18 protein-coding genes are annotated in these 19,122 nt (G+C 45.3%); all 18 read right to left on the bottom strand.

The window, feature by feature from the left end:
• Positions 1 to 4: 4 nt before the first annotated feature.
• Positions 5 to 940 carry a hypothetical protein gene (locus tag L641_RS0120060; RefSeq protein WP_024602939.1) on the bottom strand — a complete coding sequence of 312 codons (936 nt, stop codon included), beginning with the start codon at positions 938 to 940 and terminating at the stop codon, positions 5 to 7.
• 1 nt (position 941) lies between these two features.
• Positions 942 to 1,517: a hypothetical protein gene (locus L641_RS0120055; RefSeq protein ID WP_024602938.1), complete on the bottom strand. Its 576-nt coding sequence runs from the start codon at positions 1,515 to 1,517 to the stop codon at positions 942 to 944.
• The gene (locus L641_RS22525) at positions 1,517 to 2,443 is read right to left on the bottom strand and encodes a hypothetical protein (RefSeq protein ID WP_024602937.1); all 927 of its coding nucleotides are present in this window, start codon (positions 2,441 to 2,443) and stop codon (positions 1,517 to 1,519) included. Before L641_RS22525 ends, L641_RS0120055 begins: the two co-directional genes overlap by 1 nt.
• Positions 2,440 to 2,898: a GNAT family N-acetyltransferase gene (locus L641_RS0120040; protein ID WP_024602936.1), complete on the bottom strand. Its 459-nt coding sequence runs from the start codon at positions 2,896 to 2,898 to the stop codon at positions 2,440 to 2,442. Before L641_RS0120040 ends, L641_RS22525 begins: the two co-directional genes overlap by 4 nt.
• Complete coding sequence (locus tag L641_RS0120035; protein ID WP_024602935.1) at positions 2,895 to 4,346, bottom strand: hypothetical protein; 1,452 nt, start codon at positions 4,344 to 4,346, stop codon at positions 2,895 to 2,897. The genes L641_RS0120040 and L641_RS0120035 overlap by 4 nt, the downstream gene beginning before the upstream one ends.
• 83 nt (positions 4,347 to 4,429) lie before the next feature.
• The gene (locus L641_RS0120030; RefSeq protein WP_024602934.1) at positions 4,430 to 6,502 is read right to left on the bottom strand and encodes a hypothetical protein; all 2,073 of its coding nucleotides are present in this window, start codon (positions 6,500 to 6,502) and stop codon (positions 4,430 to 4,432) included.
• Between the two features lie 3 nt (positions 6,503 to 6,505).
• Complete coding sequence (locus L641_RS22685; protein WP_024602933.1) at positions 6,506 to 7,429, bottom strand: hypothetical protein; 924 nt, start codon at positions 7,427 to 7,429, stop codon at positions 6,506 to 6,508.
• 478 nt (positions 7,430 to 7,907) lie between these two features.
• The gene (locus L641_RS0120015) at positions 7,908 to 8,528 is read right to left on the bottom strand and encodes a hypothetical protein (protein WP_024602931.1); all 621 of its coding nucleotides are present in this window, start codon (positions 8,526 to 8,528) and stop codon (positions 7,908 to 7,910) included.
• A gap of 1 nt (position 8,529) precedes the next feature.
• On the bottom strand, positions 8,530 to 10,128 hold the full coding sequence (locus L641_RS0120010; RefSeq protein WP_024602930.1) for a hypothetical protein: 1,599 nt from the start codon (positions 10,126 to 10,128) through the stop codon (positions 8,530 to 8,532).
• Positions 10,128 to 10,772, bottom strand: coding sequence for a hypothetical protein (locus tag L641_RS0120005; RefSeq protein WP_139016083.1), 645 nt, complete (start codon positions 10,770 to 10,772; stop codon positions 10,128 to 10,130). The genes L641_RS0120010 and L641_RS0120005 overlap by 1 nt, the downstream gene beginning before the upstream one ends.
• Positions 10,773 to 10,776: 4 nt before the next feature.
• Entirely contained in the window at positions 10,777 to 11,298 is a 522-nt protein-coding gene (locus L641_RS0120000; RefSeq protein WP_024602928.1) for a hypothetical protein, read from the bottom strand.
• A 67-nt stretch (positions 11,299 to 11,365) separates the two neighbouring features.
• Complete coding sequence (locus L641_RS0119995; protein ID WP_024602927.1) at positions 11,366 to 12,388, bottom strand: N4-gp56 family major capsid protein; 1,023 nt, start codon at positions 12,386 to 12,388, stop codon at positions 11,366 to 11,368.
• An 11-nt stretch (positions 12,389 to 12,399) separates the two neighbouring features.
• A complete protein-coding gene (locus tag L641_RS0119990) occupies positions 12,400 to 13,293 on the bottom strand; it encodes a hypothetical protein (RefSeq protein WP_042849423.1) in 894 nt (297 codons plus the stop codon).
• Between the two features lie 82 nt (positions 13,294 to 13,375).
• Positions 13,376 to 13,570, bottom strand: a complete 195-nt coding sequence (locus L641_RS0119985) for a hypothetical protein (RefSeq protein ID WP_024602925.1) — start codon at positions 13,568 to 13,570, stop codon at positions 13,376 to 13,378.
• 2 nt (positions 13,571 to 13,572) lie between these two features.
• Positions 13,573 to 15,792: a hypothetical protein gene (locus L641_RS0119980; protein ID WP_024602924.1), complete on the bottom strand. Its 2,220-nt coding sequence runs from the start codon at positions 15,790 to 15,792 to the stop codon at positions 13,573 to 13,575.
• Positions 15,793 to 18,258 (bottom strand): terminase family protein, encoded by a 2,466-nt coding sequence (locus L641_RS22680; protein ID WP_024602923.1) that lies wholly within the window; start codon positions 18,256 to 18,258, stop codon positions 15,793 to 15,795.
• Positions 18,259 to 18,264: 6 nt separating this feature from the next.
• Positions 18,265 to 18,804 (bottom strand): terminase small subunit, encoded by a 540-nt coding sequence (locus tag L641_RS0119970; RefSeq protein WP_024602922.1) that lies wholly within the window; start codon positions 18,802 to 18,804, stop codon positions 18,265 to 18,267.
• Positions 18,797 to 19,093 carry a hypothetical protein gene (locus L641_RS0119965; RefSeq protein WP_024602921.1) on the bottom strand — a complete coding sequence of 99 codons (297 nt, stop codon included), beginning with the start codon at positions 19,091 to 19,093 and terminating at the stop codon, positions 18,797 to 18,799. Before L641_RS0119965 ends, L641_RS0119970 begins: the two co-directional genes overlap by 8 nt.
• Positions 19,094 to 19,122: the final 29 nt, after the last annotated feature.

The following is a 19,122-nucleotide window of genomic DNA, read 5'->3' as shown; positions in this document are numbered from 1 at the left end:
GGGTTTATTGGTTTCTATTTGATGGCTTGGTTTCTGCCCAGTCATACACTGGCTCTACCGCGTTCTTTATTGTGGCAGGTAGCACGCCTGCCGCATGCCCTGCAATCACAGCAAACTGATCTAATGGAGATCTATCATTGCTTATTGGAACTCGCTTGTCTGCCAACTCATTTCTAAACGCGTTTAAAAATGTTGGGTCTGCCTTGCCATCATCCCATTGAGTTTCAGCTACAATCTTATCGTCGAGATCAGCATAACCCATGAGTCCTTTATTTTGAGCGCTACTTTTACCAAGAAAATTACGCGCAAAGTCGTCTATTGAGGTTTGCACCTGCTGGCTTGGTGGTGGATCTTTTTTCTCTGGCGCTTCTTGGGTTTCAGGAGTATCAAGCAGATAAGCAAAACCAGTGCCTCTTAATTTAGCGCCATAGCTTTTAGTTTGGTTATCAATAAGTAAAGAATATCTAGTTCTTACAGCGTCTACATCTTTTTCCATTTGTGACTTGAGCGCTTCAAGCTGCTCTGCGGGGAGTGGCTGTCCAAGCGAGTCTACCGAAAGTTCACGATAGCGCTCAACTATATCGCTTTCGGCTTTTTGCTTTTCGCTAATAATGCCCGACAAGTTACGCTCTATTGCTTGCGCTTCCTGTGCACTCATACGACGATCAAATTGGCTATCGCTTACCGCGTCGCGTTCTTGTTGGCGTGCGTCTTGATTTGCTTGGCGTTCGTCTTGCTTAGCCCAACGCGTTGCTTGTGCCTGTTCTTGACGATTAGCGCGTGCTTCACTTGCTTGCCAACGTCGCTCTACGCTGGCAGCTCGTTTTTGCTCAAGCTCTCGTGCGCGCTCTGCGGCTCTATCTTCTGCCATGCCGCGGTTAATGGTGCCTGCTGCTTGGCTTAGGCCTTGGCCGAGCCCGCCCAATAATCCCCATTCCATACTAACCTCCTGCCATTGACATTAAGCCACCGCTTGCAGGGCTTGCTGGTTGTTGTGGCTGCTGTGGCTGGCCACCTCTGGCGCTTGTGCCCATTAGCTCCTCAGCTTCTTTCACGCTGGCTTCAAGCTCTTGCGGGTTAAGCTCTCCCATTGACTCTTTTGTCGTAATGTACGAGCTGTAAGCGTGGCTTGCTACTGCATCGATAAAGCCGTCGTTTACTTCATCTTCTGCCAGTGCGCCTGCTTCAACCGCTAAGCCGGTTAGTTCTGCAATAAGCTCTTGTGCTAACTGTAGCTTTATTTCATCGGGAACCATGCCTGCTTTTTTCTCAATAGCAATAAGCAGTGCTGATGCTGCGCCACCAATTCCCATAGATACATCTTGCGCTTGCAGTACCATATTTGCTATTTGGTCGCCTACTTGCCCCTCGCTATGAATAATATCTATACCCATATCGTAAAACGCTTCAAGCTGTTGCTGCTCTTCTGGCGTTGCCAGTTCTTCACCTTGTTGTAACGGCTCTTGTTCGGGATCAATGTTTTGCTCATTACCCTGCATTTGGTTTTGATTGATCATTAGCCGTTACTCCCTGCTACATTTTTTTGACGATTAATTAAATCATCTATTGATGTTTGCCACGTAGGCGGCGCTTGAGTTTGCGCATTGTTAAAGTTTACAGGGTCCATTAGTCCAAAGTTCATTTCGCCAGCGGTGGCCGCTGTGTTGCCCTCGCCATCTACACCCCAATAGCTGCGGCGTTTGCGCTCTTCTTCGGATGCTTCTTGCTGCGCTTTTCCTTGTAGCATAGAGCCAGCCATTTGCACACCACTAGTGATTGTGGCCGCTTTGCCCGCTTCACCTAAGCCATTCCACATATTGGAGAGCAGTCCGCCACTTGTTGCATCTGCTGCGGCTTTAGTAGTTGCATTGCCTATTGCGTTTGTTGCGGCTGCATCTGCTCCATTTAACCCTGTTTGAAAGCTATTTAGGTATTGGGTATTAACAGCGTTAGTGCCTGTTGTTAGCCCTGTATTAGTAGCTCCTTGGGCTGCTAACTCGCTAGCTGATGAAATGCTAGGCACTGAGCTATTGGCTGCGGCTGTTTCTACAGCTGCAAGCGTTCCTGCTTGGCCAGCTGCGGCATTTGCAGCAATTGTTTCGGCTGTTAACGCCTGCCCTGCGCTAAAGGTTGCGCCTGCGCCTGCTGCTGCGCCACCTGTAAAACCACTACCAAGCGCTGATGCGGCACCGCTAAAATTACCAGCCATAACCGCAGAGCCCGCACTTTGCGCCCCTGCCCATGCGGAGCCGATGCCCGCAGACGCGGTTCCACCTCCTGCCAGCGACATAAGCGCTGCGCCACCAAAGTAAATTAACGCAGCACCGGCTACGATCTTAAACGCTTTTGACTTTGCTACTTTTTTAACGACTTTAACCACCTTGCTAACGTGGCGTTTAACCGTTTTAAAGACTTTTTTAACTGCTTTTTTTATAAAGCTCATGGTTGTATAACCTCTTTAATTGTGGCGTATATCCCGCCAACCAACGTTAATCCGTGTGACTCATAAAGCTTGCCTGTTCTTCCTTGTGGGTCTAAGCCTGTACTTAAACCAAGCTGAATGTTTTCAATGCTGTTTTGTTTGCACCACCGAATAAAGCGACGCAATAGCCATACACCCTGATCTGCATGCTCTGGCAATACACAAAAAGCTAAATCGGTGGCGTAGTATTTTTTTGCAAACCAGTATTCATCTTTTAAGGCTATTAAAAAGCCGACTACGTGGTCGGCTTTTTGGGCAATGAATACATCCATCTTTTTATCGTTAATGGCTCGGCGTATCATGTACGCGGTTTGTTTGGGATCAACCTGTACGTTGTAGGTTTTAGAGCGGTCAATCACATTTTGACCTATTTCGATAATGGTTGGTATATCTGCATACGTTGCTAAGCGGATCATCTTTGCATTAACCTCTGCATGTTATTGCCACCAGGTCGCCCGCCACCACTACTAGATGATGAAGAACCTGCGCTTGCGTTAGGTATTACTGGCTGTTGCGGTCCAGTGCCTGGTGATGGGTTTTTAATTTGCTGATTAGGGTTGCTAATGCCTGTTTGCTGGCCTGAGCTGCTGCCACCGGTGACACCGTATATAACTTGCATTTGCTGGCGCTGTGACTCAAACATATTTTTTAAGTAGCTAACGCCCGCATTTTGTTGTGCTGGTGTCATGTTAGGGTTACTAAATACCAACGCTACCTGTTCTAAGTAACGGTTGTACGCATCGGCTGTGGCGTTTTGGTATTGCATCTTAGTGTTGGCATCTAAGTTTTTCTCAAAGTCGGCGTCTGCTTTTTCCCATGTAAGCTTAGTTTTTTCTAAGTCTTGCAAATAGGCTTTATCCATTTTCATTGATTCAAACTGATTCATTAGCTCATCGCGTTTTTGCTGTATTTCAGCTTGCTTTTCTAATGTGCCAATACTTTGATCGTACTGCTTTTGCTGCATTTCAAACTGCTGCTGTCTATCTGCATTGCTTTGGTTGTTTTGAAAGTCGTATTGATTGTTTTGTAAATCAACTTGTAACTGGCCTTGCTTATCGAACATGGATGCGTCGTGTTCGCGGCTTAGGTTGTTTTGCTGTGCGTTAAATGAATTTTGCCAGCCTGCCTGATCTGCATTGGCGTACACGCCTGCGTCTTGCTGCGCAATAGGGAGTGCTTTATCTATCATTGATGACAGTGCTGTTTCGCTGCCAATAGAGCTAGACTGTAACCCTCTTGATGCACTGTAGTTTTGCGCTTGGGCTATGGCTTTTCGCATTAGCGCGCTATTTGGGTCAAGCAGGCCTGTTATTTGATTTTGTACTAACGATTCGTCACGCGGATCGTAGTTGTATTGCTCTTCGCCTTTAACGCCTTCGTAGCCGTCTTTATTGTATTCAATAGGATCGTAAGTGGTTTGAGGGATTTTACCCGTTACCTCGTTAACGCTTATTGCTGATTGGTTGTTATTTGCTTGCTGAGTTAAATCGGCGGTTGTTTTGCCAGTGCCTTGAGTAGCCGCTTGTTGTGTTGGGGTTGGCGTAGGGCCGTATCCGCGTGACGGTTCTTGTGGCTTGTAGCCCATTAAGCCGGTTGGCTTGCTGCTTGGGTTGCCTATATTCATTTTATCCACAGGCTTGCCATTAGTAGGCTTTAAGTAATCCGGTGTTTTTACCCCGCCTTGATAGCTTGGCTGCGCATCGGTTGCCATGCCATTGCCATTAACAGGCATACCAAACCCCACCTGATCATCGGGTTTGTCATTTCTTCTCATAGGGGTTACGGTTTTATTTATCGCCTTTTTTTTAGGCGCAAGCGGTTGCACCATCTGCTGGTTAGCAGTTGGTTTAAATTGTTGTTGCATGGGGTGTTACCTTAAAAGGGAAAGGGGATACGTAATATAGGCAGTATGGGTAAATAATAGGCTAAAGTGGTCGGGATTCCAAGTTAAACAATATAGTAAGCCCAATTCGCTCGCTTATGGTTTATTATTTCTAAAAATGAGCTGCCTGTTTGTGGTGTTTGTACCAGTTCATTTTTTTGGTCTAGCTTAAAAAGTGCATCAACCTCGCTTGTTTTAACCGCTAAATTAAACATGCAGCCTTTAAATAAATAACGCTGCGTAAAGTTTGTGCCGCCTATTAAGGTTTGTATAGGTTGCTGCTCTGTAAAGTTGGTGCCGCGCTCAAACTCACTTTGCATAATAAGCTCATCATTAAAATACACGCTAACGGTTGTATCAATAAAGGTAAGTTTATAGTGCCCATCTGCAAGCTTGCGATTTTCGCCGCTTGGCGTTTGCCCCATATCAATAATGGTTACTCTGCCGTTAAAGCATACAAATAATTTAAGCTTAAAGTCTTTTCCATAAATAAACTCAATGGCTATGCGTTTATTTATTTTGATTGGTGGGTCTTGTTTTACATACGTCCATGCGTTTACTTGTTTGCTATTATCAAAGCGAACCTTATTTTCAAGCATGGGATGATTTATTAGCGTGGCCCCGCTGCTATAAATGGGTAATGCGTAATCCCTGCACTCAGGCAATAAGCCGTAGGTGCCTTGCTCAAATGGCTTTTGCTCTGGCGTTAACGACCTCGTTATATCAAAGCTTATTTCTAAAGGATCGACTGCGGGGTTTTGCACATCAAGTCCGGTTGCTAAAAAATAACTCGCAAACACTAAACGGTAGCGGTAACCGCCATTTATAACCGGTGGCGTTGGTGGTACTGGCGGCTCTGGCACATAATCAGTTAGTTCATGGCGGTAAACTACTTGGTAGCGGTTATCTACCCGCATGCCGCTGCTCATTAACTTTAGATTTTTTATTGTGCTTATTATATCGGTAGATGGCTTTAATGCTGTAGCCATAGAAGCGCCATACTCTGAATCATCAGTTTCATGGCTCATGGTTGCGCCCTGTATGCCTACATCAGTAACTTTAGCGCTTGCCACTCCTAATCTATTGAAAACTCTAGTAGGCTGAGTTTCCAATAAATAAGGATTTGATACTGTTACAGTTTGATTTCCGCTATTTTTCGTATAAACAAAAGAAGCTGCCGCTATTATAGTCGCTCCATTGTATGATGCTGATATGTTCGGTAAAGGGGCTGGCGCCTGAGGGATATAGCGCAACTTCCCTATAAACTCCGGCGTTATTTCGCTATCACTTCTTGCCGCAATAATACTTAACACCATTCTTTGTGATGTGGCTTGCGTAAAGGTATGAGTCGAGCCTATATCAGATTGAGCAACCTTTATTACTGCTTGTGTCACTACTTGGTTAAAGGTGGTAACTGGCTCAGTTACACCTAAAAACTCCCAGCCTTGAGGTAGCGTTAATGTATCTCTGTGCATTATTGTTGCTATAACTGTATCGCCAGCGCTTATAGGTTCAGGTAAGTTAGTATATAAAGAAGTTCCTATGCTGTCTGGGGTATGTTCTTTGTAAACTATGTCAATGCTACTATCTGCACCTTGACCCATAGGGGTTGCGTACTCTGTTTCAAAGCGGTCGCGTTGAATGCGCATGTAAATAACATCATCACGCACATAAAATAACATGGCATCGGAATAGCTTTGCCCTGTATCTTGCGGGGCGTCAAACCCTGCGTTTGGGTCAATACCTTGCGCTAATATTTTAAGTTCTGTTTGCTCAAGTACAGGGTTATACCAGTAAAGCTTTAATGTATCGGCGCCAACGCGATAAAACACGAGCGGCCTACCTAGCTGGTCAAACGTGAGTGTTATTTGCTTTATTGATTCAGGCTCATTAAATAACAGCGTTTCATCGCCCCATTGTTCTCCTTGCGAGCCTTTAATATACACAGCGCCATTATCAACGTAAGCAATCCAGTAGCGTTCGTTTAACTTACCGCCTGAATTATTTAATTGCATAGGCCCTAGTGATACAGCTTGCACCACATCAAACGCAAGGCTAGGTGGTTTAGCTATGCCTGCTGGTTGGTAATTGAGTAAATTAGTCAACATCGACCAGTTAGGACTATTAGGAATAGCCATGGATTAAGCTCTAGTTAGGGTGAAGTCAAAGTTTAATGTTAGGGTTTTGGTATTGTCTTTCAGGATTGGTGGATCGAAGTGTATGCCTAGAGCTCTATAGGTATACGAGGCCACTCCCGAAGTTGCTAAATACTTCAAACCTAATGGCTCGTTACAATCTTCTATGCTTGCAAAAAAAGATACTCGCCTAACTCCAGTTGACGGTTCAGAGTATGTTATTGATATACTAGAGCGATCAAATGATGAGGTTTCCCCAAGCTCTGGGTTGTTCACAAGCTCTTGAGTTCCAGAGTAATTTAAAATACCAGCAAAAATAGCTAGCGCTGAGTAAAAGTCCCAACTGTATTTGCTTAGCGCATTTATCGTTTCTAAAGTGCACGTTGTTTGAACCCCTGCAAAATCAACCACAGATACATGCTGTTGAGTAGGAATAATGTATTTTAACGTATAGCTAATTACTAACTTATCTTCTGCGGTAACTGTGATTGTTGTCGGATTCCCTTGCGAGTCAACAATTAAGGCTCTACTATCCACGGTTGAGCCTATTAGGGTCCCTAGCCTTGCGCCAACTTCTGAAATATTACCTACAATAGCACCTATGGACCACTCAGCAATGCCTGTAGATGAAGCTATATAGTCATTGCCAACTTTTACATTGTCATTTGAAGTTGCAGATATTTGTTCGTAACTACCAACCTGTGAAACTAGCTGCGTTTGCGTGGCGTCTACTGGTGTAGTTCCTGATCCTACAAACATATACCAGCTAGACGGGCTCAAATCTCCACTCGCAAATCGTTCAAAAAAACCATCGAGCAACATGTTAGGTGATTCGCCAAAATCTTCTAAGTGCTCTTTATCTGTGTCTGCATTACGCAATACTTTAATGCCGTAAACACCGCTTACTTTACCGCCGGTTTGAATGTTCATACTGTCTCCAATGAACCGCCCGAAAATGTGACGCTTCCTGTTACTGTTTCTGGTGCGTAGTTGTCGTAATTAACAACCACTACTTTTAATTCGCCGCCTGCAAAGGTGGCGCTGCCTGTTACTGTCTCTGGCTGTATGGTGTGCTCAATTGGACCAAGCTGTATTAGTTCGCCACCTGCAAAGACCGCGCTGCCTGTTATTTGTTCTGGCTGTATAGTGTACTCAATTGGTCCAATCTGTATTAGTTCGCCACCTGCAAAGGCTACGCTACCATTGATAGTGTCGGTTATAATTGGCACATCAAATAGCTTGCCACCCGCAAACGCGACTGCTCCGCTTATGGTTTCTTCGTAAAAATACGGATACNNNAAGCCACTCACAAGCGCTTGCTCTTTTATATACTTAGGCTTGCGCCTTGTGTGTGCGCCACTTTGAATAGCGGCCACCACTGCCAGCATGGTTCTGCTGACTTTTTGCATTAAACAATAGCCTCAGCTGGGAGTACATCACCACCAAGGACCCACGTATACTGATCAACCGCTATTAGAGTTACTGTGCTATTTTGGCCGTAGGCTTTTAGAAAGCCAGGTGATTTAATGGTTACCCCCTCAAGCGGGACAAAAATAAGCGGGGTTGCGCTGTCTTGGGTAAAAATAATTGTGGTAGCGGGGGCGGCTGCATCTACGCCGTCAACGTTGGTAATAGCAGGCCCAACTACAACAACAATATTTTCATCGTTAACCGCTTCGTAATTAAGCATGAACCAGTCTGCATGATTATCACCGCTTATAGTAAACTGCTGATCACTGCTTTTTTTAATGGTGAAATCTTTATCACCTGCCGCTTTAAATGCTGACTGATCAATCAGTGCCATATTGCCGTTTTCATCTACGCCAAGCAGCGTGCTTATATACGTTGAGTCTTGTATTTCTATGTTGCCGTTAAAGTTACTTGGCATGCGCGGCCTAAACTTATCAAGCTCGTTGGCTACATAATTAAAGCTTGCGCTGATCCCGTTTAAGTTTGGGTTCATTTCTTCGGCACGTATAGGCGTGTATGCTATAAACGGATCTGTAAACGTCCATGGTTGCCAGCTCATATTATCTCCTGCGCCCGCGTGGGCTTGCGTGAATAAATAAAAGGCTCATTTCGTAAGGTGGGTAATAGTCTGACTCTGAGCGCATGTAAACGGCCATATTACGGCTTACACCATCAATATATAAATCGCTCCATGATGTACTCGCCCCGCCCCAAAGTGCGTTGTTCCATTCGTTTAAATCCCACGTTGCACCGCTACCAAGCAAGGTATCGCTAAGCGGTATGTTAGGATCTGCATAGTCGTAATAGCATTTATATTGCGCATCTACCTGCGTTACGCTTTGCATTTCTATAACCAGTTTACGCCAGCGCTTTTTATATTCAGGCTTACCACCACTCATAAACCCTGTTTGGAATGAGCTTGCATACACAGCACCATCAAAGCTGTTGCCGCTATCCATTTGGTATACGTAGCCATCTTCGCCACCTATGTAGCACGACTCTTTACCTTGCGCGTTTTCACCTGACCATGTGCAGTGTGGTGTAAACCCTAAGCGTAATTGCGTATACCCCATCACCTCGCTACCGTACAAGGTAAGTGTAAGCGCGGTTTGGTCACTAAAATAAAGGTGGTACTGGTTTTTTTCGCGTTTGATCATGCTTGCTTTAACATTTTGCAAACGCTGGGTAAGTAAGGTTTGTACTTTTTGGCTTATTGTTGCGCCCTCAAAGTCGCCAAACTGCTGCACACGCTCTAGGCGTGTTAGCCCTCTATCATCTAAATAGATTGAGCTACCCATTGATTGAATGGTTTTTTCGAGTGCGCCTGAGCGCAGTCCTAAAGACTTAAGCTGAAAATCTGCTGCGCTTGAGCCGTAAAGCACGTAGCTTTTATTGCGGGTAAAAATAGCGGTTGTGGCATCGGCTTGCGCTTCAATGCCGGTAATTTCTTGGCCTACGGCTATTTCCCCGCCGCCATCTACAGAGCTAAACTTAAAAGGATCGCCAACTGCTGAATATAAAAAACTGCCCCCTCTAAATGAAAGTAGTAAAATTTGGCTTGGGAGTATATCTAAATGCGTTGGTGCGTCTGGCGTAATAATGCTGGGTATTTGTGTAAACGTTGTGCCGTCAAAGGTAAACGCAGGGTTTTTGCCATCTACCCCATAAATAGCCATTGTACCTGCTGAACCGGTGAAATTGCCCTCGCGCACTTCATAGTAGCCATTGGGTAATAGCGCAGGCGTTGTTATTTCTTGCCAGCCGGTAGCGGTTGCTTTGTGTAATTTAGCGGCGCTGTTGTCGGCTGTATTTCTAAAGGCAAATAAATCACCCTCAAAACCAAACACGCCCAACACCGGCCCCGCCCCTGGCACTTTGTTGATTAAGTCGCGGCGCTGTTGCTGCCCTAGCTTTATAGCTTCTATGGTTTCCTCAACACTAGGAAAAGGAAAGCCCGGTAAATTAGCTGCTATTACTTGGCTTGGCGCTGGTTGACCATCAAACCGCTCATAACCTTGCACACGTTTATAACGCCCTGTAGTGGTTATTTCATAATTTATAAGCTCTACACATTCGCCTGGCGCAAGCATTTGATCAGACGCGGTAACATTAAGCCCGCCAGCAAGCGGCACCGTTGATACGTTAGTGTTGCTTGCCATTAGTACAATCTCCCGCGCATGCTAATTTGCGGTAGCTGATCAGCCGCTAACTCACTTAGCGCTTGCTCATAACGTGACTCGCTCACTTGATACAAGCTGGCATCTTCTTCGTGACTTGCGTAATACATAAGCGCCTTGTGCACGATAATATCGTGAAAGCGTTCTGGTATAACTGACTCGTCACTGTCATTGGCCATTGGCTCAACGGCAATAGAATATTCAGCGGTTGCTACAATATCGCTACTTGGCGCAGGATTAATAACAATCACGTTATCAGGCCTTACCGTGTACTCGGTGGGTAAACCTTGCTGTTCGTTAAGCTGTCGCCTTGCTGCTTTAAACTCTTTCCATGAATAATAACGTAACGGATACCCGTTAATATCGAGCATTAACAGGTCTTGTAATGTGCCCGTTAAGTTTAAACTCGCGCCTGTGTACTCAGTTATGCCAGTAGTTAAATTTGCGTTGCCCATTCTCCATAAGAAAAACCAATCACCGTGTAGGCGTTGAATATCAAGATCGGCTTGACGTACCCATTCAACCACCTTTTGTAATATCGCCTTTTGATTAAGCACAGATTCAGGGCCCGAGCCGGATATTCCCGACTCTTGCCTAACCCGCTGGCATAGCTCCAAAAACGTCATGTTTTTAGTCTACAGTCTTAACAACGTTAAATTTGTAACGCTGCTCTTTGCGCTCTTCCATTTCGCGCTTACCTTTAACGCGGCGGTACTTAGTTTGCACTGCGTTTTTAAGCACGTCGTATACGCCGTATGGGACTTTTACGCCCTCTTCTACGTCGTATTGAATTTGGTAGTTTTTACCGTTAAAGCCCACAATACAGTGTGTTTCTTCTTCGGCATCTTCATCAGTGTTAATTGATGGCGGCGTATGAATGCGCAGGTATACAAAGCGTGGGTTTTTCTTTGCCGCTTGTTCGCTGTCTGCATCGTCATTATTTTGAGCGTTGTTACCGTTACCAGTGCCGCCCTCGTTAACAGCGTCGTCATCGCCTGCATCATCACTTGCAATGCCTAGTGATTTTTCAAGCTTGCGAACTTCGGCAATTAACTCATCACGGCTAAATTTTGTTTCATCTAACTGTGCGCCCAATGCTTGTGCTGCGTATGCAACTAATTCAGCTTTATTTGTTTTAGAAGTAATTTTCATTATTTGCTCCAATGGCATAATAAAAAAGCCCAGCGGGTTAGGCTGGGCTTTGGTTGGGTGTTGTTAATTAGTCTTGAGGATTCTCAAGCGCCGTACATTCTAAACGCACCATCCATAAGTCGTTTAGAATTTTCGCAACATAGTATGTTTTCCAAGACACTGAACCAGTTTGGCCTAGTTCGTCGCCTTTTTCTGGCTTGCCTGGGTTACGTACCATTGGCTTAATTGCGCCGCCTGCGTCTTTATTGCCTTTAAGCGCAATGTGACCAAACGCGTGTTGACCCATAATAAGTACAGGGTAAACGTCGGCACTTGTGCCCGTGGTTGATACCGCTTCTGTTGCGCCTGAACCTTTAGCGCCGCCTGCATCTGCCCATGAGTTAAACAGTGGCGATGCAACAAAACGTACATCTTCAATGCTGCCCACTTCTTCTGCACAAATTGGTTTACGTGAGCCGTATTCAGCAACCGGCACAAAGCCCTTAACTGAACGTAAGCTTGCTACAATATCCGTGTGACAGATGCCCACGAACGCCGCTTCAATCGGCGTAGTGCCAATCATTGGCGAACCAGATAGGATGCTAGTTAAGCGCTTAGCTTTGTTAGACATAAGCGAGCGAACCGCTTTACGAATAGAGCCAAGGCCAATCGTTGCAGTTACTTCGTCACGTGCTGAACCGTTAGCGTAAATAACGTTAGTGCCACCAATTAGCTCACCAAAACACACGGTTTCAATGGTTTCGGCTGCTTGCTCGCCAGCCATCATTGCCATATCAGACCCTACTGGATCTTCATGCAAGTCATGCACAACGTCGGTTAGCTCCATCCAATCACCGTATTGTTGCAACGTGGCTTGCACGCGCTCATAGCGAAAGTTAGAACCCGCAGGGCGAACGCCCTCTGCTAGCGGTGTGGTTGCTAACGGCAACGGTACAGGTCGGCGGAATTTAATCACTTTTGATGCGTTTTTAGGCATCGGTTTGTGATCACCCATTTTGTTTAGTACAAGAATTGGCTCAGCGTGCTCTAGCATTTTCATTTCTGCGTAAACGCCTGCTTCAACTCCTAAATCACCATAATTATTGCTCATGGTTTAAGCTCCTATTTTTTCTTGGATGCAAGATGTGTAAATAACTGGACGGGATCGACGTTATTCGGATCGGTTTGTATTTGGCGCCCACTGCCCTTTTTGGGTATGGTTGCGTGATCGGATAACGACGGTTTTGCAGTGCGGCCTTTGCCGTTACTGCCTTTGTAAAGATTCAACAACGCAATGTTGTCAGCGGCGTGTAAGCTGCCAGCCATAGCTTTAACAGAGTCAGGCTGAGTGTTTACCCAATCGTGAAACTTCGAGTCGCTAGCAATACTCTGAAAATCAGGGTGTACTTGTTGGAGTCGTTGCAATTCAGATTGAACATGCTGTTGCTGCTGTGCTTGCTGCTGTTGCGTGTGCATTTCGTTAAGCGGGTTTAGTCGCTCTTCAAATTGCTGCGTTAGCTGCTGCTGCGTGCGTTCTAGTTGTTTCTTTAAATAGCCGGCTACTTCGGGCCACTCTTCTTCAACTTCCTCAAAGCTCATACCCTCAAGGTCGTCGGCAGTGGGGCCGTCGCCGGTTGGCTTACCTTGTTGCTCTGCACCCTCAACTAGCTTTTGGTACTCAGCCACTTTGTTATTAAGCGCCTGAACACGGCCAGCGTTAGCCTTGTGGTCGTTTTGCAACTTGGAATGGTTAGCCTGTAGCGTTAAAAACTCATTGCGTAGTGATTCATCTACTTGCGACCATGGATCGTCATCGGCTTGGCCTTGCTCGGTGTCGCCTCGGTCGTTTTCTACTGGATCAGTATCGCCGTTGTTTTCTTCGCTGTTGTCCAGCGCATCATCATCACTTGTTTGCTTAGAGTCGTTAGAGTCTTGGCTTGCTAGTGCTGTAAATAACGCTGCCGCATCCTGCTCTTGTTCTTGATCAGGGTTCGGATTTTCATTTTGATTGCTCATGGTTTTTTCCTGTGAGTGCTTTCTTGCAGTCATAAAAAAACCCACGGCAATGCGTGGGTTCTGTTTGACAGATAGCTAAATGCTACGTGTCGGATTCTGTTTGTGTTAAACGGGCTGGGTAACCGTCTAGTATGTCGTCAATCTGCTTTATTTTACCGCGCAGTTGGTCGGATTGTTTTTCTATATTTGATTGTATTAACTGTTCAACTAAGTCGTGCCTATCTTCGTTTAGCTGCTTTTTAATTTTTACCCATGTGCTGGTTGTTACAAAGCTCATAATTAATCAAGTCCGTAGTTAGCCGTTTGGCCTGCTTGCTGTTTTACTTTTAGTTCAGCGCTAAACTTAGCCCAATCTTGCTCGTTTTTGGCTTGTACTTTTTTAAGTTCAACAATTAACTTTTCACTGCTTAGCTTTTCATTTTGCGTGAGCTTCATTAGCTCAACACGCTCTTTGCTTTGCTGTGCTTGCATTTCAGCGGCTAGTTGCTGGTATTTAATCTGTATGTTTGCTTGTTGCTCTTGGCTATCTAGCTGGGCTTTTTTGTCAAACATTTGCGAGTCAAATTCTTGCTTAGCTTGTAGCTGCTGCATGCGTAGCTGCTCAACCATCATGGCGGGATCTTGTGGTTGACCCTCATTTTGTTCTGCTTGTTGTTTTTGGTATTGCTCAAGCTCTTTATCGGTTGGAATAATAGAGCTTGGTAAGCCTTGTGTTTTAACCCACTCGCGCAATATATCAACCGCTTTTAGCTGTAGCACTGGTGCAAACACAGGGTTACTGCCCGCCACACTCATAAAGTTAGTAAGCGACTGCGCTTGTGTTTCTTTAACGAGTAACGCGCTAGTACCGCGAGCATCAACTTGGTAATCGCCTTTAATGCTATTATCTTCGTTATAGCTCATGTTCCAGTGATAGAAGTCACTGATCATCGGCTCGGTAATATTGTCATCCCAATCTTTTACTTGGCGTCTGCGCACTGTGTTAGCTGCGTTCATTAACATACTCATGCCGCCAAGAGTTTGAGTTGATTGGCCTTGCTCGCCCTGCTGCAGCATTGGCACGCCCGACACCTCATCAAACAGTACGCGGGCAACTTGGTAAACGCCCTGCAATTCATTTAGGTGGCTATCAAATTGCACCGTTGTAAATACTTTGCGTATGTCGTCTGTTCCGCCTGTCATGTTCCATTGCTTGAATGGGGTTATGTTCCAATTGCCATCGGCAGGTTGTATGTGTTTTTTGTTCACGCCGATTTGTGGGCCTGCGGTAATGCCGCCGTTATCGAGCATCATGCGCCATGTAGTATTTAAAATGCCTTGCTCATCACGAACCATGCGCGGTATACCGTAGCCGAAAATGCTTGAGTCGTCAGGCTCCCAATTAAACACACGATATGGCATGTAGCCCTCGTAGCTCATTAGGTGAACACGTGCGCCCATAACAATACCGCCGCAATAAAACACGGTCGCCATGGTTTCTTCGCCGCTCATTTCATCAATAAACGCAAGCGCTTGCTCTTCATCTTCGGGTAAGTCAATTGCGCCCACATCAATTAACACATCGTTATCTATAGGGCCGTGGTATTCCCATGTTTCATAGCGGCTATCGTTAATGGTGTCGCTTAGCCCTGCAAGCTTGCGTACATCATCTTGGTAACTGGTTGTATGCTGCGTTTGCTGTGAGGTCATTTTAAGCACGCGCTTAACCTGATCTGCTTTAAAGCCTTTGCGCTGTGGTAGTTCTGCTATTTGCTGCTTACTCATGTAGCGGCGCTCGAACACGAACTCGGCTTCGCTTATTTCACTGGCTGATAAGTCAGGGAAAAAGTCCCAAGGGCGCACAACTTCAACGCCTGGCGTAAAGGACTCTTTTAGCTCAAGTACAAATTCACCATTTTGCTCTGTGTAAGCTTTGTTTAGCTTACCCATAACAACGGGACCCTTTAATATACCGGTACCAACTACACACGCATCGTGTATCGCTTTACGTGATCGGCTGTTGTATTTGGTTTCAATTAGCTGATCATCAATAGTCAGCTCCATGTTTTCGCAGCGTTCTTTTGCTATTTCAAGCTCTCGCTCAGCCAAGTCGCCTTGCGTGATTGGGTTGCCCTCTTCGTCTTGGTACTGCTCGCCGTCAATTTCTACAGGGGTTTCATTATCAAGCTTTGCGGCTAGTTCTGGCCTTGGTGTTGGTTTAATGCCGTAATTTTTATCATCATTAGGGAATAGCAAATCAACTAACTGCGACTCGCCTGCATTTGTTTTAGCGCGGGTAAGCTTTATAAATGGATGCGAGCGCTTTGCTTTTTTAAGCGCATCGATTGTTTCATCGTCTAATTTGCCGTGGTAATTTTTTAAATCTTCAACCATGCGGCTATCAATCACGGTACGATCGTTTATAACCTGTGTTAATTGGCGCTCAAGCTCCATAGCAAGCATATCGATTTTATTGTCTTTATCGTAATCGTGCTCGTAGTCTTTCGGTTCTTGTTTCATTTAATACCCGCTAACTGAATCAGCTATAATTGATTGGTTGCTTTCGCTGTTGGCTAAGTGTTGATCTAACCATGCGTAATTAATTTCACCTTGCGCGCCTTGGGCAAGGTATTGCAGCGCATCGTGACAGTTATGCACTAGGATGCCGTTTGCATAAAAGCACTCAGCATCCTGTACCATAAGGTCATAAACTCTTATCGTACCTTTTTGCGGCAGAAGCCTTGCTTTGACAACTCTTACCGCATGTTTTTCGTTTTGAGTATTTATTTGCATTGAACTTTCCACTACAAACGCAGCACTCTCGTTCAACGTCGTCAACTCCTGACGCTTTTCTTGCCATGCCTTGGCACGACATACTGCAAAAGCCTTTTTTAATTGCTCCAACTTTTGCTTTATATATTTTTTTGCACCATGCGCACTTATTCTCAATAGTTTGCCTTTGCTCCGCTGATCGCTTTGCATGCTCACTGTGCCACTTTCTCCCCTCTTCTGAGCGGTGCCATTCAGTGGCAAGCGGTCTAATACTTTCCATGTGTTGCCTTGCACTCTCAGTTCCTGCTGTAAGCCTGCCGTGGTGGCTGGAATGCTCTGAGCACGACATGAGTTCAAGGTTTTCAATTCTGTTATCTGCTTTATCATGGTTAACATGGTGAACTTGAAGCCCGTCAGGAATTTCGCCATTGTAAAACTCCCAAACATAACGGTGCATGTAGATGGTTTTTTCATAGGTTTTGTAACAAGCTTTGAAATACCCATCTGGCTTTTTGTAGAACTTAATGCCGTTAAATTCTTGTATTTGATGTTTACTTGGCCTACCCATTTTTCACTCACTTTATCTGCTTTTGAAACTAGAGGTAGATACTGTAACGCATCGGCTCGCTTAATTCCATAAGCAGTGAAGAATGGATGGTTAGGCGTGCAAATAATCACTCTTCCATCTGACAATGTAAGCTCTATTAGCTCTTCAACTAGTGAACTCATTGTTGCCAGTACAGGCTTAAACCCCAGCGGGGTTTGCACTAAATCTCCAGCTTTAATTTCGCCTATTTTTTTTACGCCATGCTCTGTATCAATAGCAGTATCAAAAACAAAACAGTGACTAAACTTATTCTTGTCTGCGGCTTCTGCGTACTTCTCGCCACTTACGTTTAACCGGCGGAACTGATACCCGCCGTTAAAACCTTTGCGGATCACTTCACAGCACCTGCTAAGCTCAAATGCTTGCACGCCGTCAATGGTGTTCATTAAAAATTCGTTTACAGACTCCCAGCGGCGCAGGGGAATGTTTGTGGCCGTTGGGTAAGTAGTTAGCTTGTACTCGTCGTTTAATATGCCGATTGGGCTGTTCTCGTCGTTTCCTGACTTAGCAACGCCACTTGGATCGCCGTAGGCTTCCATATCTTTAATATTAAACGTTGGAAAGTCTTTTTTAAGGCATGGGATCACAGATTGGTCCATGAATGACCGAATACCCATGCTAGTTGCTATTAGCTCGCGCAGCACTCGCAACTTACCGTTAGGCATTAACTGACCAATAATGCACGCTGGCGTTCTACCAAAGTCAAAGCCAAGTAAAAGTTTGTTAACGGACGGTATAGGCAATAACTTGTGTTCAGATACATGCACTGCATCATTCCACACACCCTGATAAATTGGCTTACCCGTTGATACGCTGCCGTATTCGTTGGCTAGGTTAACCCTGATCCAATCGTCCTTTTTACCTTGCACTTGGTTAATGTAGTAACCATCTGGCAAGTTATTAATGTTTTCGGCGTTTGGATTTGGCTCCCATGTAGTAACGCGTGCGTTAGGTGGCCCCGTTACTGTGCCAATCACACCACCTGGCTGACGTAAGAATGTCCAGCCTTTGGGGTGTTCTTTTTCTGCTAGTTCGTAATACCAGTGATCGGTATCAGGCGCGTTAGTGTCGCCTATAATGCCATGCCAGCTTGGCGCTACGTCTTTGGGGTAGCGTCCGTGTCGCCCGTCACACATATCAACTATGGCTTTGTCTAGCTCCTTGACTTCGTTTAGCCAAAACCCTGTGGCCTGTAATCCTCGCAGCTTCCTTACTGAGTCGGGCCTATCCAATGCCAAAAAAACCACCTCTGCAATTACTCGCGTGCCATCTTCTAGATCAAAGTCTAAATAGTGGGTAGGTGGAAAGTCCTTATTAAACTTGCCTAACTGCGTGTGTTCATTGTGATACAAGTCAGACCAATCTTTTATGGTTGTACCCGTTAAGTCAGGATAGGTATTTCTTACCGCTATCCAACGGCTTTTACGCGAGCCGTGTGCGTCCGGCGCTTGTTCACATATTTGGTCAAACACACGCATGCACGATACGGTTGTTTTACCTGAGCCAAGCGGGCCCATAATTAGCGTTACACGGTCGCGGCCAACATAATACTGATCGAGTACGTCACCTTGCGGCGCATACAAAAATTCATAAGTAGTTTGAGACACACGCGCTTACTGCTCTTTCTTCTTGCGGCCGGTCATATCTTTAACAACAACAAGCGGGCGCTTGTCGTCAATAACGAGTTTCTTAGTGAACATTTGTAGGTTTTGGCCTAGCAAGCGCAGCGCATCAATCTTGTCATTGAGCTTGTATTCAGTAATTGTGGCTACTTCGCCATCATCACCATCGCTTTCACTACGCACTTTCATGCCAGCAATAACACTGGCTGCATCATCGCTTAAGTTTTGTATGGGTATTGGGTTGCCGTTGGCATCAAAGAACTGACGCGCATCCATAAAACCTATTTTTGCAAGCTCTTGTACAATGCGGTCTACGGTTACATTGTGCGGCTCAGTTAAGTCGTTAAGCATTTCGTTAATGCGTGACTCACATTTTTTATATACACGCGTAGCTTGCTGCTTGGCTGCTTGCTTTTTATAGCCTGCGCGAATAGCCGCTTCGCCTTTGCTTCTATCAACCATAAATTCATAGCAGTACAATCGTTCAAGCGTTGTGTAGCCTGACCAATCGTATTCTTTGAATTTAGGCATTCACTACCTCAACGCTGATTGTGCTTTCTTTACCGCCGCAACTAACTCTAACACCTAGTGCCGCCGCGTCTGTTTCTGTTTGCCATGAGCGCTTTAACTCTGTACCGCTGCTAAACTCAGTGGTTACTTGGTCTGATTGCTGAACATACACATAGTTATCGCTCTTGTTTTGAATGCGCAGCACAGTACCAACGGTAACCGCATCAAATCCCGCTTGCTCGTTCAATAGCGCTATCAAGTCGTTATCTTTATTTGGCTTTACAATAATATCTGGTCTGGTTATAGACATTGGTTAATTCCTCAATGTGTTAAATACCA

It is taken from the genome of Pseudoalteromonas sp. TB41 (assembly GCF_000497975.1).
GTDB classification, from domain to species: Bacteria; Pseudomonadota; Gammaproteobacteria; order Enterobacterales; family Alteromonadaceae; genus Pseudoalteromonas; species Pseudoalteromonas tetraodonis.
The sequence above is the reverse complement of the archived record's forward strand: the minus strand, read 5'-3'. Positions and strand labels throughout refer to the sequence as shown.